We start from the raw sequence: 15,867 nt of genomic DNA on the forward strand, positions 1-15,867 counted from the left end.
CCGTTGTGCTGGTTTCGATGCACCGCCACCCGAAAGGCGGCGGTCGATCCAACGATCAATACGCCCCGGCCATCGCCGCCATGCCCGAGGGCTCCGCGCGCGACGCCATCGGCGCCAGCGCACGGCCTTCCGCCAGCACCGAAGGCGAGATTTCGAACGCCGCCACGGCATCCGCGAGCTGACGCGTCTGCTGATGCAGCGACGAAGCCGCCGCCGCCGCTTCCTCGACCAGCGCGGCGTTCTGCTGCGTCATCTGGTCCATCTGCGAAACGGCCGTGTTCACCTGATCGATGCCCGCGCTCTGTTCGAGCGACGACGCGCTGATCCCCGCCATCATCTGCGTGGCGCGCGAGATCGACGCCGACACTTCGCGCATCGATTCGCCCGCGCGCTCGACCAGCTCCGCGCCGCCGCGAATCTGCGAAACCGATTCGCTGATCAACGTCTTGATTTCCTTCGCCGACTGCGCGCTGCGTTGCGCGAGGCCGCGCACTTCGCCCGCCACGACCGCGAAGCCGCGGCCCTGCTCGCCCGCGCGCGCCGCTTCCACGGCGGCGTTCAGCGCGAGGATGTTAGTCTGGAACGCGATGCCGTCGATCACGCCGATGATCTCGGCGATCTTGTCCGAACTCTTCGCGATGCCGTGCATGCGCTCGACCACTTCGCCCACGACATGGCTGCCGCGCGACGTGGCGTCGAGCGCCGCTTCGGCGAGCTGGTTCGCCTCGCGGGCGTTGTCGGCCGTGTTGCGCACCGTGCCGGTCAGCTCTTCCATGCTGGCCGCCGTTTCTTCGAGCGACGCGGCCTGCGATTCCGTGCGCGCCGACAGATCGGCGTTGCCGGTCGCGATTTCGTCGGCGCCCACGTTGATCGAGCCGGCGGTCTCGCGCACCGTATGCACCGTGCGCGCGAGGCTCGCCTGCATCATCGAAAGACCGCGGAAAAGGCGGCCGATTTCATTGTCGCCGCGCGCCACGATGACTTCGTCCAGACGGCCGCGCGCGATGCGGTCGAAGTGACGGCCCGCTTCCTCGAGCGGCGCGACCACGCCGCGGCGCAGCGCGTAATGCACGCCGGTCGCCAGCGCGATCAGCCCGAGCAGAATGATGATGCCGACGGTCTGGAACACCGCGAGGCGCGTGTCGATCGAATCGAGCGACGCGTGGCTCGCGGCGGACGTAAAGCGCGTGAACGCCTGCAGTTCGGCGAGGTAGGCGTCCTGATACGACTGCGTCGGCTGGTCGAGGAACGCCTGGATGTTGTTCGCGTTGAGGTCGTCCACGAGTTCGGCGAGCGCCTTGTGATAGACCTGATAACGCTGGCCGAGCGCGGCCACGCGCGCGCGATCTTCATCGTTGATCGACTCGACGGCGCTCAGCTGCGCGTACGACTGCTCGGCGGCCGTGAGCTGCTCGTTCGCGTGGCCGATCATTTCCGTCGGCGCCGCGCCGCCGCGAATCAGGCGGGTGCCCGCGCGCGACAGGTTGATGCGCGCGTCCATCAGTCGCTGCGTGATGTCGTTGGCGGCGCTCGCCTGGCGCAGCGCCACCTTGGAGAGGTCCTTCACGTCGTCGTGCGTGCGGGTCAGCGCCCAGAAACCGAGCCCTTCGGTCACGAGCTGGAGCACGCAGAACGCGACGAGAACACATAGCAGGCCGGATGCGACCTTGATCTTGCTGAACATCTTGAACACCCTGGTATGGCAGTGAGTAGGTTCGGCGCGCGCATGTGATCGCTCGCGCCCGCACTGCGTTTACGGCCTGGCAAACGTTGTATTAAGGCCAGTTTCATGAAATTTCCGCGTCAAACGCGCAATTCAGCATTGCAGAAAAAACCGCCAGATCATTGACGCTGTTTTTCGCAACAATATCGGGGGTCGACCCTCCGATTTACCTTGCGCCGCCGCAAGACGCTTCCTAGAGTGGTTAGGAAACCACGGGGCGCGGGCCCAGGGGACAGTGATGACAGATCTGGTGGATCGCGCGCGCGGCGCGCTGCACGCGCAGCCGTTCAGCGTGTTGCTGGGTACGGAGCTGATGCACGTCGGCGCCGACGAACTCACGCTGCGCCTGCTCGTGCGCGACGAACTCAAGCAGCAGCACGGGTTCGTGCACGGCGGGGTCATCAGCTATCTCGCCGACAACGCCCTCACGTTCGCCGGCGCGCTGGCGCTCGGGCCGCGCGTGGTGACGGGCGAATACAAGATCAACTATCTGCGGCCGGCGCTCGGCGGCACGCTCATCGCGCGGGCGCGCGTGGTGCACGCGGGGCGTCAGCAGGCCACCTGCCAGTGCAGCGTGTTCGTGATGGAGGACGGCGGCGAGCGGCTGGTGGCGCTCGCGCAAGGCACCATCAACCGCATGGGCGAGAACGGCGACAACAACGGCCATCCTGCCTGACGCCATGACGCCATCGGCGCGGCACGCCTTACCGCGCCGAAAGAAAAACGGCCGCGGATCACCCGCGGCCGTTTGCTTGTCGCCCGAGGTGCGGCGACTACACGTTCGCCGTCATTCGGCGGCGCGCGTCTTCTGCGTCTGCTCACCCAGACCTTCGATGCCGAGGCGCACCGTCTGTCCCGGCTTGAGATACACCGCGTTCGGCTTCACGCCCATGCCCACGCCCGGCGGCGTGCCGGTCGAAATCACGTCGCCCGGTTGCAGACTCATGCACTGCGAGAGATACGACACCAGCTTCGCGACCGTGAAAATCATCGTGCGCGTGTTGCCGTTCTGATAGCGATGGCCGTCCACTTCGAGCCACAGCGAGAGATTCTGCGGATCGGGCACCTCGTCGCGCGTCACGAGCCACGGGCCGGTCGGGCCGAACGTATCGAACCCCTTGCCCTTGTCCCACTGGCCGCCGCGCTCGATCTGCCACTCGCGCTCCGACACGTCGTTAATCACGCAGTAGCCCGCCACGTGATTCAGCGCCTCGGCCTCGCTCACGTTCTTCGTGGGCTTGCCGATCACCACGCCCAGTTCCACTTCCCAGTCGGTCTTGACCGAGCCGCGCGGAATCTCGATGTCGTCGTTCGGGCCGACGATCGCGCTCGTCCACTTGTTGAACACCACGGGCTCGCCCGGCACCGGCATGTTCGATTCGGCGGCGTGATCGGCATAGTTCAGGCCGATACACACCATCTTGCCGATGTGGCCCACGCACGGACCGAGACGCGGATTGCCTTCGACGAGCGGCAGCGTTTCGGGATCGATCGTGCGCAGTTGCGCGAGGCCCGCGTCGGAAAGCACGTCGCCGGCAATGTCGGCGATCGCGCCCGAGAGCGCGCGAATGCGGCCTTCGGCGTCGAGCAGACCGGGCTTTTCGTGGCCCTTGGGGCCGTAGCGGAGCAGTTTCATCGTGAGCGTTCCTTGTCTCTTGGGTGTCTCTGTTGTCTCTGGTGTCCTGCGCGCGGCTTACTGGCGTCGCGCGCGAATAGCTGGCGCCGCGGCGGCCGCGGACTAGTTCGACCAGCCGCCGTCGATCACATGCGCCTGGCCGGTCGTGAAACCCGACTCGTCCGAGGCCAGATAGAGCGCGAGCGCCGCGATTTCCTCGGGCTTGCCGACGCGGCCCATCGGCTGGCGCGCGACAAACGCGGCGCGCGCCGCATCGACCGTGGTGCCCTGCGCCGACGCCTGCGTGGCGATGCGCTCCTCCAGCGAGGGCGAGGCCACCGTGCCGGGACAAATCGCGTTACAGCGGATGCCGCGCGTCACGAAGTCGGCGGCCACGGCCTTCGTCAACCCTATCACAGCCGCCTTCGACGCGCCGTAGACGAAGCGGTTCGGCACGCCCTTCACGCTCGACGCCGCCGACGACATGTTGATGATCGAGCCGCCGCCCGCCTCCAGCATCGCGGGCAAAAACGCGCGAATCGTGCGGTACATGGCCTTGGCGTTCAGATCGAAGGCGAAATCCCAGTCTTCCTCGCTCGCTTCCAGAATCGAGCCCGCATGCACGTAGCCCGCGCAATTGAACAGCACGTCGACCTGGCCGATTTCCTCGGCGAGCGCGCGAATCGCGGGGGCGTCGAGCACATCGAGCTTGCGCGCCTCGACCGGCAGCGTCTTGAGCGCGTCGATGCGCAGGTCGGTCGCGATGACGCGGGCGCCTTCACGCGCGAACAGTTCGGCGGCCGCGTAGCCGATGCCCTGGCCCGCCGCGGTGATCAAGGCCGTCTTGCCGGCCAGTCGTTGTCCCATCTGCCACTCCCAAAGAAAGCGCGATTGATATGAAGCCGAAGATGAAGCCCGATCGAGGCGATGCCGCAAACGGCCATTATGGCCAGAGGCACGCCCATCATGCGATTTGCGCGGATGTTTTCTAACCGGCTGGATCGGCGCGGCGCGCGAGACAGCCTCGCGCCAGATTGCCGCCAGCCTTAGGTCAGCCTCTAGCCAGTTTCAACCGTGATCGAGACGATAAAACGCCGCCGCGTTGCCGCCGAAGATCGCGGCGCGCTCGTCGTCGGTGAGATCCGCGAAAAGATGCTGCGCGCAGTCGTGCCAGCGCGCGTAGTCGCCGTTGAGGTTCAGCACCGGCCAGTCGCTGCCCCACATCAGGCGGCGCGCGCCGAAGCAGGCGAGCAAATGCGCGATCCACGGACGCAGCGTGTCGTCGCGCCAGCCCGGCGCGGCTTCGGTCGCGAGCCCGGACACCTTGCAAAACACCTGCGGAAAGCGCGCGAGCCGCGCGATGGCATGCGACCACGCCGCGTAGCCAGGCGACGCCGCGCCGCCGTCGCGAATCGGCGGCTTCGCGCCGTGATCGATCACCACGCGCAGCGCCGGATGCCGTGCGAGAAATGTTTCGAGCGCGCGCGCGTGGCGCGTGAAAATCAGCGCGTCGAAGGCGAGGTCGTGGGCGATCAGCGCGTCGATGGCGCGGGCGGTATCGGCGTTCGCGATCCAGTCGTCATCGGGCAGGTCTTGCAGCATCGGGCGCACGGCGCGCAGTTTCGGCTCGCGCGCGAGTTCGGCGATCAACGCGGGCGCGCGCGCGTCGTCGAGCGGCACCCAGCCCACGACGCCCGCAATCGACGCGTCGTCGCGCGCGAGGTGCAGCAGCCAGCGCGTTTCCTCGACGGTCTGCGCCGCCTGCACGAGCACCGTGCGCGCGACGCCGCACGCGGCGCGCAACGGCGCGAGATCGGCGGATAAAAACGGACGATAAAGCGTGCGCGACTCCGGCGTGAGCCAGCCGTAATCGCCGCGCGCCGGGTCCCAGTAATGCTGATGCGCGTCGATCGCTTCGTGCCAGACGTGCTCGCTCATGATGCGACCTGCGTCGGCAGCGGCGCACGCGCGTCGATAAGCCCCTCGTCGCGCAACGCAAGCCAAAGCTCGCGCGGCAGCGCCGTCTCGAACGACGCCACGTTCTCCTGCAATTCCGCCGCGCTGCGCGCGCCCGTGAGCACCGTCGCCACGGCCGGATGCGCATACGGAAACTGCAAGGCCGCCGCCGCGAGCGGCGCGCCAAACGAGCCGCACACCGCTTCGAGCCGCGCCACGCGCTCCACCACTTCGGCCGGCGCGTCGCCGTAATTGAACTTGCGATCGCCGGCCACACCGCGCGCGAGAATGCCCGAATTGAACGCGCCGCCGAGCAGAATGCTCACGCCGCGCTCGACGCACGCGGGCAGCAGATCGTCGAGCGGTTGCTGTTCGAGCAGCGTGTAGCGGCCCGCGAGCAGCGCGCAATCGATATCGAATTCGCGCATCGCGTCGAGGATCACCTCGCGCTCGTTTACGCCGAAACCGATCGCCTTCACCGCACCCGACGCGCGCAATTCGTCGAGCGCGCGAAAGCCGCCGCCCTCGCTCAGTTGCCGCCAGTAATGCGCGTTGCGCTCGCCGTGCGTGAAGCGGCCAATGTCGTGCACGAGCAGCATGTCGATATCGACGATACCCAGACGCATCTGGCTATCTTCGAACGAACGCAGAATGCCGTCGCGCGTGTAGTCGTAAATCGCCTCGAACGGCAGCGGATTCTGCCAGCCTTCGCTGCCGTCATACGCGTGCGTGCGCGGCACGAAACGGCGCCCGACCTTGGTCGACAGCACGTAGGCCTCGCGCGGATAACGGCGCAGCGCGTCGCCGAGTCGATGCTCCGCCTTCGTATGGCCGTAGTGCGGCGCGGTGTCGAAGTAGCGCACGCCCGCGCTCCACGCGGCGTCGACGGTTGCGCGCGCCTCGTCTTCGCTGAGATCGCGATACAGGCCGCCGAGCGGCGCGGTGCCCAGACCCAGCGCGCTCACTTCGAGCGTCGTGCGCCCGATGCGCCGACGCTGCGTCACCTGCGGATGAAATGCCTGCGTCATGCGGCTCGTCTCCAGAAGTCGCCGATCAATGCCCTGTTCGATTCGAAACGCGATTCAAAGCCCGCTTCAAAGCCCGCTTCAATGCTCGACCGCCACATGCACCGGCACGCGCGCATTCGCGGGCAGACACGCGGGGCCGACCGGCTCGAAGGTCTTGTACGTGAGAATGAATTCCTGATGCCCGAGCGATTCCGACTTCGAACGCGCACCCTGCGCCACCGCGAGCGTAACGTCGAACACTTCGCGGCCCACCTCGTCGAGCGTCGCGCGGCCTTCGAGAATGCGGCCCGCGTCGATATCCATGTCGCCCGCGAGATTGCGATACGTGAGCGGATTCGCGCATACCTTGATGACGGGCGACAGCGCCGATCCCACCACCGAACCGCGCCCCGTCGTGAACAGAATCACGTGCGCGCCGCAGGCGATCAGTTCGGCGATCTCCGCGTTGTCGCTGATATTCGGGAATCCGAAACGTGGTTCGCCGTCGGGCACCACGTCGAGCAGATACAGGCCGCCCGTGGGCGGCACGTCGCCCGGCTTCACGATGCCGACAATCGGCGACGCGCCGCTTTTGGCATACGCGCCCAGCGACTTTTCCTCTTGCGTGGTCAGCCCGCCATCCGCGTTGCCGACCGCGAACGAACCGTGCCCGAGAATCGAGTAATAGCGCGCCGCCTTCGCCACGCATTCGACGATGGCATCGCCGAGTTCGGGCCGCGCCGCGCGGCTTTTCATGTGATATTCGCAGCCCACCAGCTCGCCGGTTTCCTCGAAGATGCACGCCGACCCCGCCTCGATCAGATGATCGAACGCGCGCCCCACGGCCGGATTCGCCGTGATGCCGCTCGTGCCGTCCGAGCCGCCGCAGATCGTGCCGACCACGAGTTCGTCGAGCCGCATCGGCACCTTCGTTTGCTGCGCGAGTTCTGCACGCGCGCCACGCACCCAGTCCACGCCGTATTGAATCGTGCTGCGCGTGCCGCCTTTTTCCTGAATCGTGAGCACTTCGACGGGGCGTCCGCTCGCGCGCACCTGCTCGACCAGATAATGCTTGTTCATGCTCTCGCAGCCTAGCGAGACGAACAGCACCGCGCCGACGTTCGGATGCGTGGTGAGGCGCGTCATCATTTTCTCGGCATAGCTGTTCGGATAGCAGCCCGGAAAGCCGATCAGATGCACGGGCGATTCGTTCGATTCGTGCGATGCTTTCGAAGCGCGCGAAACGTCTGCATCGTCGAACGCGTGCGCGTCGTCGTAAAGCGGTTCGCGAAACTGCGCGACGATCTCGCGCGCCACGTGATGCGCGCACTCGACCAGATACGCCACGGCGACCACGTTGCGAATGCCCTTGCGGCCGTCGCTGCGCGGCCAGCCTTCGAGCATCGGCGCATCGGCGCGCGCGGCTTCGGCGTTGAATGAAGTCATGGCAATGTCCCTTGCTAGCGGTGCGGCACGAACTCGTGGCCCGCGTCGTGCGTGTACGTCGGCAGATAATCGCTTTCGAGGTTGTGCGTATGCAGATGCGCGCCGCGCGCCACGTCCTCCGTCACGTGGCCGATGCGCGCGCCGTAGCGCAGCACTTTTTCGTCCTTCGCGAGCGCGCGCCGCGCGATCTTGTGGCCCAGTTCGATGGTCTTCGCAAGCGTCACGCGTTCGCCTTCGATCTCCAGCGTCTCGCCCGCCGCGAGACGCGCGGCGGCGATCAGGCAGTTGTCGTCGGGGGCGAGCAGGATGAGGCGCGCATCGGTGTGTCCGGAACGGCTGTTCAAGTTCTCTCTCCGCGTTCAGTTCTGCGCTTCGCCGCCCGCCAGCCGCGCCACCATCAGCGAGCCGAGGATGATCGCGCCGTAAATCGCCTGCACCCAGAACGACGGCACCTGCGCGAGCGTCAGCAGGTTCTGCACCACGCCGAGCAGCAGCACGCCCAGCAGCGCGCCGAACATCGTGCCCTTGCCGCCGTCGAGCGAAATGCCGCCGATCACCGCCGCCGCGAACACCGTGAAGATCATGCCGTTGCCCTGATTCGCGTTGATCGCGCCCACGTAACCGGTCACGATCAGCCCGCCGATGGCCGCGAGGATGCTGCCGAGCACGAACACGCCCCACGTGATGCGCTCGACGCGAATGCCCGCCGCGCGCGCCGCGTCGGGATTGCCGCCGATCGCGTAGAGCGCGCGGCCCACGCGGTGATAGCGCAGCATGAAGGCCGCGACTGCGAACGCCGCCGCCGCGAGCCACACGGAAAGCGGCAGACCGAGCACGATGGTGGTGGCGAGCGCGAAGAACGACGGCGGCATGTCGAACAGCGTGCCGCCCTTGGTCGCGCCCACCAGCATGCCGCGCAGCACGATCAGCATCGCGAGCGTGACGATGAACGCGTTCAGGCGCAGCCGCACGACCAGAAAGCCGTTGACGAAGCCGATCAGCGCGCCCACCGCGACGATCGCGATCAGGCCTGCAAACGCGGGCCATTGCAGGCCGAATCCCGCCGACGCCGCCGGCATCACGAGCATCGCGCCGATGGCAGGCGCGATGCCCACGGTCGATTCGAGCGAGAGATCGAACTTGCCGGTCAGCACGATCAGCGACTCGGCGAGCACGACGAGCGCGAGCGCCGCCGACGCGCCCAGCACGCTGATGAGATTCGCCTTCGTCAGAAAACTCGGGCTCACGAAGCCGCCGATCACGAGCAGCAACACCAGCGCCGGCAGCAGCGCGAGGTCGCGCAGACGCGCGAACTCGATACGCGGACGCGCGCGTTTGCCGGTGGCGGCGAGGTCGCCTTGCGCGGCCGCGAACGCGGGCGTCGAAACACTATTCTTCATGGAGATCGACTCCTTCGACCGATGCAATCAGTTCATGGTCCTGCCAGCCCGCCGCGAATTCCTGCACCACGTTGCCGCGAAACATCACGAGCACGCGGTCGCAGGTGCGCAGATCGTCGAGTTCGCTCGACACCACGAGCACAGCCTTGCCTTCGTCGCGCACGCGGTCGACGACCGAGAGCAGCGCCTCTTTCGATTTCACGTCCACGCCCGCGGTAGGATCGATCAGCACGAGCACATCGGGATTGCTCGCCAATGCGCGCGCCATCACGACCTTCTGCTGATTGCCGCCCGAGAGCCCCGACACCACGTGATCCGGTCCCTGCGCGACGATGCCGAGCGCCTCGATCATGCGTCGGCCGACCTGCTGCTTCTTCGCGGGCGGCGCAAAACCGAGACGGCCGAGCAGGCCCGCAATCGTCATCGACGCGTTCTCGGCCACCGACTGCGTGAGCACGAGTCCTTCGTGATGGCGATCCTTCGGCACGCAGCCCACGCCGCTCGCGAGCGCGTGCGGCACGTCGCCGGGCTTGAGCGCCGCGCCGTTCACGCGGATCTCGCCCGACTGCTGCGCCGTGAGCCCGGCAATCGCCTCGCCCACGCTCGTGCGTCCGCTGCTGGTCGCGCCCGTGAGGCCCACGACTTCGCCGCGCCTCACCTGCAACGAGACATTCGCGTAATCGGCGCCCGTGATGTTGCGCACGTCGAGCGCGAGCGCGGCGTCGGCGGGCAATGCGGCGCGGGCGGCGGCATCGGCGACGTTGAGGCCGCCGCGTTCGCCCGTCATCGCTTCGATCAGGCGTTCGCGCGGCAACTCGGCAACCGGCGCGCTCACGATATGGCGCGCGTCGCGCAGCACCGTCACGGCCTGGCAAATCTCGTACACCTCCTGCAAATGGTGCGAGATGAACAGGAACGTCACGCCTTCGCGCTGCAATTCGTCGATGCGGCGAAAGAGCCGTTTGATCTCTTCGCCGTCGAGCTGCGCGGTGGGTTCGTCGAGGATGATGAAACGCGCGCCGTACGACAGCGCCCGCGCGATCTCCACAAGCTGGCGCGCCTCAACCGTGAGGTCGCCCGCCCGCGCGTCCTCGCGCACATCGATGCGCCAGTGGTCGAGCAGCGCGCGCGCGTCGCGGCGCATGCTCGTCCAGTCGATCACGCCGCGCTTCACCGGCTGACGGTTGATGAAAAGATTCTCCGCGACCGTGAGATCGCGGATGATCGTCGAGTGCTGATAGACGCAGGCCACGCGCTCGCGCCACGCATCGCGCTCGGCAATGGGCGGCGCGGGCTCGCCGTTGAAATACACCGCGCCTTCGTCGGGCTTGCGCAGTCCCGTGAGGATCGACACGAGCGTGGACTTGCCCGCGCCGTTGCGCCCCACGAGCGCGTGCGACTCGCCCGCCGTCACGCACAGGCTCACGTTCGCGAGCGCCGCCGTGGAGCCGAAGCGTTTGGTCACGCCGCTCGCTTCGACCACGGGCGGCTGCGAGCGCGCCGCGCGCTCGCGTGACAGCGTCATCGTCTGCGCAGGCGGCGCGGTGTCAAGCCGATCGCGGGTTCGATCGCTCATTTGACGGCTCATTTGACTGTATTGCCCCAGAGGTTCTTGTCGTCGACGTTCTGCTTCGTCACGAGCGGCGCGGGCAACTGGTCTTCGAGCACGCCGGGCTGCAACTGCACGATGTTGCTGTCGTGATCGGTCTTGCCCGGCTTGAACGTCTTGCCCTCCAGCGCGGCCTTGATGTAATAGAGGCCGTATTTCGCGTAGAGATCGGCAGGCTGCGAAATCGTCGCATCGATCTCGCCCTTGCGGATCGCTTCGTATTCCTGCGGAATGCCGTCATTCGAGACGATCACGATATGCTTCGCGTCGCCCGCCGGAAACAGCAGTTGCTTGCGGCGCAGCGTCTGCAGCGTGGGAGAGAGATAGACGCCGCCCGCCTGCATGTAGATCGCCTTGACGTCCGGGTTCGCGGTCAGCAGGCTGTCGAGCGCGCTCGCCGCCACGTCGCCCTTCCAGCCCGCCGGAATCTCCAGCAGCGAGAGCGACGGATACTGCTTCAGGCAGGCGCGGAACGCCTCGGAGCGGTCGCGCCCGTTCACCGAAGCGAGGTCGCCCATGATCTGCACGACCTTGCCCGACTTCACGTGCTCGCCGATGTACTTGCAGGCTTTTTCGCCGTAAGCGTGATTGTCGGCGCGCACGACCATCGCCACGTTGCCCTGGGTGGGCGCGACGTCCACGGCCACGACCTTCACGTTCTTCTGCGCGGCGTTGTCGAGCGCGCGGCTGATGGCGGCCGAATCGATCGGCCCGACCACGATGCCCTTCGCGCCCAGATTCACCATGTTGTTCATGTCGGTGATCTGCTGCGCGGGGTCGTTGTTCGAGTTGACGGGCGCGAGAATATCGATGCCCATCTGTTTCGCGTACACGCCGAGGTAGTTGTTGTACGACTGCCAGAACGGCGACGTGAGCAGCGGCAGGCCGAGGCCGACCTTGCCCGCGTCCGCGGCCTGCGCCATGCCCGACACGCCGAACGCGGCCGCGCAGACGGCCGCCGCGCCCAGGGTCTTCGCGGCGAGGCGCAGCAACGCGCGCGCCTTGCGCGTTTGAATCAAGCGGCGGGCCGCGTGCGGCCCGGTTGCGAACGCCATGTCAGTCTCCAAAGTTGTCGTTGTTGAACCATCATGTGCGCGACGCGTCCGCCTGAAAAAGCGACACGCGCCCGCGGCGCTGCGACTGCCTTTCCCAACCCTTCCCGTTGCCTTTTTCCTTCCCGACGCCACTGGCACATATTCACCAGTGAACCTATTATTCATATACGCACGATCCAAGGTCAAGGAATGTGCAGTGCAGCAAGGCTCCGGAATTTCCCTGGGCACGTCAGGGTTTTGTCGCTGTTTGTGTCGGCAAGGCGCTTTGAAATAATCGCGAGAGGCGCGCCGCGCAAGGCGGCGGCGCGCAGGCAAGGAACAAGGACACGATGAAAGCGAACGCACGTACGCGGCGGCCGGCGGCGCCGCCCGAAGCCATCGAAGCGGAGATCGGCGATCTGCACGACGAAAAGCACGACGAGAAAGACGACGGCGACCGCTACCGCGCGCCCGCGCTCGACAAAGGTCTCGACATCCTCGAACTGCTCGCCGAGCAGCGCGGCGGCCTCACGCGCGCCGAGATCACGAAGGCGCTCGGGCGCAACGCGAGCGAGATCTACCGCATGCTCGAACGGCTCGTCGCGCGCCAGTACGTGATGCGTTCGGAGGCAGGCGACCGCTACGCGCTGAGCCTCAAGCTGTTCGCGCTCGCGCATCGTCATCCGCCGATGGAGCGTCTGATCGCCGAGGCGCTGCCGCTCATGCAGCGCTACGCGAACGACGCCGAGCAGTCCTGCCATCTCTCCGTCTACGACCGCGGCAATCTGCTCGTGATCGCGCAGGTGGACGGGCCGGGCACATGGGGCATCGCGGTGCGCCTGGGTTCGCGCGTGGGTCTCGTCGATACGAGTTCGGGGCGCACCATGCTCGCGTTCCAGTCGCCGGAGCAGCGCGCGCACATGCTCGCGGAACACACCAAGGTGAAGGGCGAGATCGCCATCGATCACGCGGCGCTGGAAAGCGCATGCGAGCAGATTCGCGCGGCGGGCGTTTCGCGCACCGACAGCCAGCAGATCTTCGGCGTGACCGACGTGACGTTCCCGGTGCTCGGACCGTCGGGTCAGGCGATCGCGGCGCTGACCTGCCCGTTTCTCAAACGTATCGACGACTACGTCGCGCCCTCGCTCGACGAAGCCACGCAGATGCTCGGCGCGACCGTGCAGGCGCTGTCGATGTTCCGCGAAGGCGATGCTTAGGAATCCGCTCAATCCGCGCGGTTGCGAAGGCGGCTGCACCGACCGCTGCAACGCCCGCAGCGACGTCGAGTGAACGCGCTGGCCGCCTCGCGCATCCGGTGCTACGCTCGAAAGCCCTGCGTGCAATGCGCGCCAGTGTTTCAGCGAGGAGACAACGATGACCGATCTCGTGACATGCGTCTGGTTCGATCAAGGCCAGGCGCGCGAAGCAGCGCAGTTCTACGCCGCCACGTTCCCCGACAGCCACGTCGATGCGGGCCATGTCTCGCCGATTCCCGGCATTGGCGTGGGCGCGGAACTGCTGGTGGATTTCACGGTGCTGGGCCGGCGTTTCGTCGGTCTGAACGGCGGGCCGAACTTCAAGCCGAACGAGGCGGTGAGCTTCATGGTGCTCACCGACAGCCAGGAAGAAACCGATCGCTATTGGAACGCGATCCTCGCGAACGGCGGACAGGCGTCCGATTGCGGCTGGTGCAAGGACCGCTGGGGCTTTTCGTGGCAGATCACGCCGCGCCGTCTGCTCGAATTCGTCGGCGGCGCCGACCGCGAAGCCGGACGCCGCGCCATGGAAGCGATGATGACCATGCAGAAGATCGACATCGCCGTTATCGAACGGGCGGCGGCGGGCGAATAGCGCTTTCAACCGCAGTTCATCAACCGGCGACGACGAACGGCGCGCGATCGCCCGCGTCCTGCGCCTCGCGCGCCATGATTGCCACGTACAGGCGCTCCAGATCGCGGGTGAAGCGCTTCGTATCGAACAAGGGCGCGTCGTTGCGTGCTTGCACGAGCCGCTCGCGCACCTGCGCGTGCCACGCCGGATCGTTCGCGAGCGCCAGCGCGATCTGGAAATAGGCGTCGAGATCGCGCGCGATCAATTCCTCCAGCCCGACCGCGCGCAGCAGGCTCGCGCCCACGCGTCCCGCGAGCAGCATGCCCGGCGCGCTGACCATCGGCACGCCCGCCCAGAGCGCGTCGCTGCCCGTGGTGTGCGAGCCGGTCGGCAAGGTGTCGAGCGCGAGATCGGCGAGTTGCAGACGCGCGAGGTGCAGGTCGTGCGGCACGCGCGGCGCGAAAATCACGCGCGCCGCCGCCACGCCCTGCTCCGCGAAGAACGCGTGCAGATGCGAGCGCGCGCGCGCCTCGCCCGGATCGAGCAGCCACAGCACGCTGCCGGGCGTGGCCACGAGCAGGCGGCGCCAGATCGACGCAATGCGCGCATTGAGCTTGAAGATCTGATTGAAGCTGCAAAACACGAAGCCGCTCGCGGGCAGGCCCGCTTCGGCGCGCGTGGGGCGCGGCCCGCATTCGCGGCGGTGGTCGTGAGGCTGATAACAGTGCGGCATCAGCGCGAGCGTTTCGCTGTAGTGCGCCGCCGTGACGGGCGGCGTCACCACGACATCGCCGATCAGATAGTCCGCCAGACGCGGCGCGCCGAGCGAGCCCGGATAACCGAGCCAGCTCACGATGACCGGCGCGGGCCGCAGCGCCGTGATGCCGAGCCGCGTGCCGGTCGTGTAGCCCTTGAGATCGACGAGCAGATGCACGCCGTCGTGCGCGATGCGCGCGGCCGCCTGCGCGTCGCTGAGCGCGCCGATCTCGTGCAGCGTGGCCGGGCACCGCGCAAGACGCTCGCGCCACGCGTCGTCGGGCGCGATGTCGCCGTACGCGTACAGATGGATGTCGAAGCGCGCCGCGTCGTGCAGTTCGAGCACGCCCGCCAGCAGGCGCAGCGTGGCGTGATCGTAAAAATCCGCCGACAGATAGCCGATGCGCAGCCGCGCGCCCGTCTCCCGCGCCTCGCCCGCCTCGAACGCCGCCAGCGCCTCGGCCAGTCCCGCGCCGCGCGCGACGAGCGGCGTCGCCGCCAGTTCGCCGCGCCAGCGCGATTGCGCGAACCGCCTGCCCGCCTCGCGGTGCAGCTCGGGCGTGAGCGCCGGGATGCCGAGCAGCCCCCACGGCGTGAGCTGCTCCGCCTCGCCCGACGCGATCATCGCGAGCGCCGCCTGATCGATCGGCTCCAAGCCGTCCCAGTGCGCGAGACGCCGCCGCACGGACTGCACCGCCTCCCAGCGCCCGCCGCGCGCGTAGGCCGCCTCGGCTTCGTCGAGCCGGTTCTGGCGCTCCAGCAGGCCGCCGTAGCATTGCCACGCATGCGCGGCCTGCGGATCGAGTTCGAGCGCGCGGCGCAAACACGCTTCGGCTTCCTCGTCGCGGCCCGTTTCGGCGAGCAGCACCGCGAGATTGCCGAACGCGAACGCGTAGTGCGGATCGGTTTCGATGGCCGCGCGATAGGCGGCTTCGGCATCGGCGAGATCCTGGCGCTTCTTCAGCAGGTTGCCGAGATTGTTGAACAGGCGCGCCTCGCGCACGCCTTGCAGGACCGCCGAGAGATACGCCTCGACCGCCGCTTCGTCGCGGCCTTGCCAGAGCAGCGTCCACGCCAGATCGCGCCGGTACGCGCCACCCTCGCGCACGGCCAGCGCGCGGCGGATCGCCTGCTCGCCTTCGGCGTGACGCTGCTGGCGCGCGAGCGCGACGCCGAGCTGATGCCAGGCGTCGGCGTGACGCGGATCGGCGGCGACGGCCTCGCGCAGCAGCGCTTCCGCGTGCATGATGTTATCGGCGTTCAGACGGTCGAGGCCGCGCTTGAAAAGCGCGTCGGAACGGGCGGACGGAGTGGGGACGGATGAGTTCATCCCGCGAGGATAGAAAGCGCGGGCCGCCGCGACCATCAGAGCCGTCCTGGTTTCGCGCGCGACACGCGCACGACGTTCCGTCCCCTTGCGCACGCGCGGCGCGACTGGAACCGCGCCGCGCAAAACGGTTAGAATGGCGGCCCTCTTCAATTCCGTCCGGC

14 protein-coding genes are annotated in these 15,867 nt (G+C 67.4%); 3 read left to right on the top strand and 11 right to left on the bottom strand.

Translation table 11 applies throughout. From position 1 onward, the window contains the following. Positions 1 to 55: 55 nt before the first annotated feature. Positions 56 to 1,684 (bottom strand): methyl-accepting chemotaxis protein, encoded by a 1,629-nt coding sequence (locus tag SB764_RS05965; protein WP_176082050.1) that lies wholly within the window; start codon positions 1,682 to 1,684, stop codon positions 56 to 58. Positions 1,685 to 1,961: 277 nt separating this feature from the next. Between SB764_RS05965 and SB764_RS05970 the strand changes: the two genes are divergently transcribed. Next, on the top strand, positions 1,962 to 2,399 hold the full coding sequence (locus tag SB764_RS05970) for a PaaI family thioesterase (RefSeq protein ID WP_410862941.1): 438 nt from the start codon (positions 1,962 to 1,964) through the stop codon (positions 2,397 to 2,399). A gap of 111 nt (positions 2,400 to 2,510) precedes the next feature. Here SB764_RS05970 and SB764_RS05975 read toward each other — a convergent pair whose 3' ends face one another. From SB764_RS05975 to SB764_RS06015, 9 genes are all read right to left on the bottom strand, one after another. Continuing rightward, positions 2,511 to 3,359 (bottom strand): ureidoglycolate lyase, encoded by an 849-nt coding sequence (locus tag SB764_RS05975; protein ID WP_176082048.1) that lies wholly within the window; start codon positions 3,357 to 3,359, stop codon positions 2,511 to 2,513. A 102-nt stretch (positions 3,360 to 3,461) separates the two neighbouring features. Then, positions 3,462 to 4,205: an SDR family oxidoreductase gene (locus tag SB764_RS05980; protein WP_176082047.1), complete on the bottom strand. Its 744-nt coding sequence runs from the start codon at positions 4,203 to 4,205 to the stop codon at positions 3,462 to 3,464. A gap of 201 nt (positions 4,206 to 4,406) precedes the next feature. Beyond that, positions 4,407 to 5,276 (bottom strand): amidohydrolase family protein, encoded by an 870-nt coding sequence (locus SB764_RS05985; protein WP_410862943.1) that lies wholly within the window; start codon positions 5,274 to 5,276, stop codon positions 4,407 to 4,409. Continuing rightward, positions 5,273 to 6,322, bottom strand: a complete 1,050-nt coding sequence (locus tag SB764_RS05990; protein WP_183038988.1) for an aldo/keto reductase — start codon at positions 6,320 to 6,322, stop codon at positions 5,273 to 5,275. Before SB764_RS05990 ends, SB764_RS05985 begins: the two co-directional genes overlap by 4 nt. A gap of 78 nt (positions 6,323 to 6,400) precedes the next feature. Then, complete coding sequence (locus tag SB764_RS05995) at positions 6,401 to 7,747, bottom strand: UxaA family hydrolase (protein ID WP_065065683.1); 1,347 nt, start codon at positions 7,745 to 7,747, stop codon at positions 6,401 to 6,403. 14 nt (positions 7,748 to 7,761) lie between these two features. Continuing rightward, entirely contained in the window at positions 7,762 to 8,091 is a 330-nt protein-coding gene (locus SB764_RS06000) for a UxaA family hydrolase (RefSeq protein ID WP_065065682.1), read from the bottom strand. A gap of 15 nt (positions 8,092 to 8,106) precedes the next feature. After that, positions 8,107 to 9,147 carry an ABC transporter permease gene (locus SB764_RS06005; RefSeq protein WP_065065681.1) on the bottom strand — a complete coding sequence of 347 codons (1,041 nt, stop codon included), beginning with the start codon at positions 9,145 to 9,147 and terminating at the stop codon, positions 8,107 to 8,109. Continuing rightward, positions 9,137 to 10,672, bottom strand: a complete 1,536-nt coding sequence (locus SB764_RS06010; RefSeq protein ID WP_074981350.1) for a sugar ABC transporter ATP-binding protein — start codon at positions 10,670 to 10,672, stop codon at positions 9,137 to 9,139. The genes SB764_RS06005 and SB764_RS06010 overlap by 11 nt, the downstream gene beginning before the upstream one ends. Before the next feature lie 59 nt (positions 10,673 to 10,731). Next, a complete protein-coding gene (locus SB764_RS06015) occupies positions 10,732 to 11,679 on the bottom strand; it encodes a sugar ABC transporter substrate-binding protein (protein WP_231957798.1) in 948 nt (315 codons plus the stop codon). Between the two features lie 461 nt (positions 11,680 to 12,140). Here SB764_RS06015 and SB764_RS06020 point away from each other — a divergent pair, with 461 nt between their 5' ends. Beyond that, positions 12,141 to 13,007, top strand: coding sequence for an IclR family transcriptional regulator (locus SB764_RS06020; RefSeq protein WP_110325718.1), 867 nt, complete (start codon positions 12,141 to 12,143; stop codon positions 13,005 to 13,007). A gap of 157 nt (positions 13,008 to 13,164) precedes the next feature. Continuing rightward, complete coding sequence (locus SB764_RS06025) at positions 13,165 to 13,641, top strand: VOC family protein (RefSeq protein WP_065065679.1); 477 nt, start codon at positions 13,165 to 13,167, stop codon at positions 13,639 to 13,641. Between the two features lie 19 nt (positions 13,642 to 13,660). On the opposite strand, the gene SB764_RS06030 is transcribed toward SB764_RS06025, so the two are convergent. After that, a complete protein-coding gene (locus SB764_RS06030) occupies positions 13,661 to 15,706 on the bottom strand; it encodes a tetratricopeptide repeat protein (protein ID WP_410862946.1) in 2,046 nt (681 codons plus the stop codon). Positions 15,707 to 15,867 lie beyond the last annotated feature (161 nt).

Source organism: Paraburkholderia sp. SIMBA_027 (assembly GCF_046535315.1).
Lineage (GTDB): Bacteria > Pseudomonadota > Gammaproteobacteria > Burkholderiales > Burkholderiaceae > Paraburkholderia > Paraburkholderia tropica.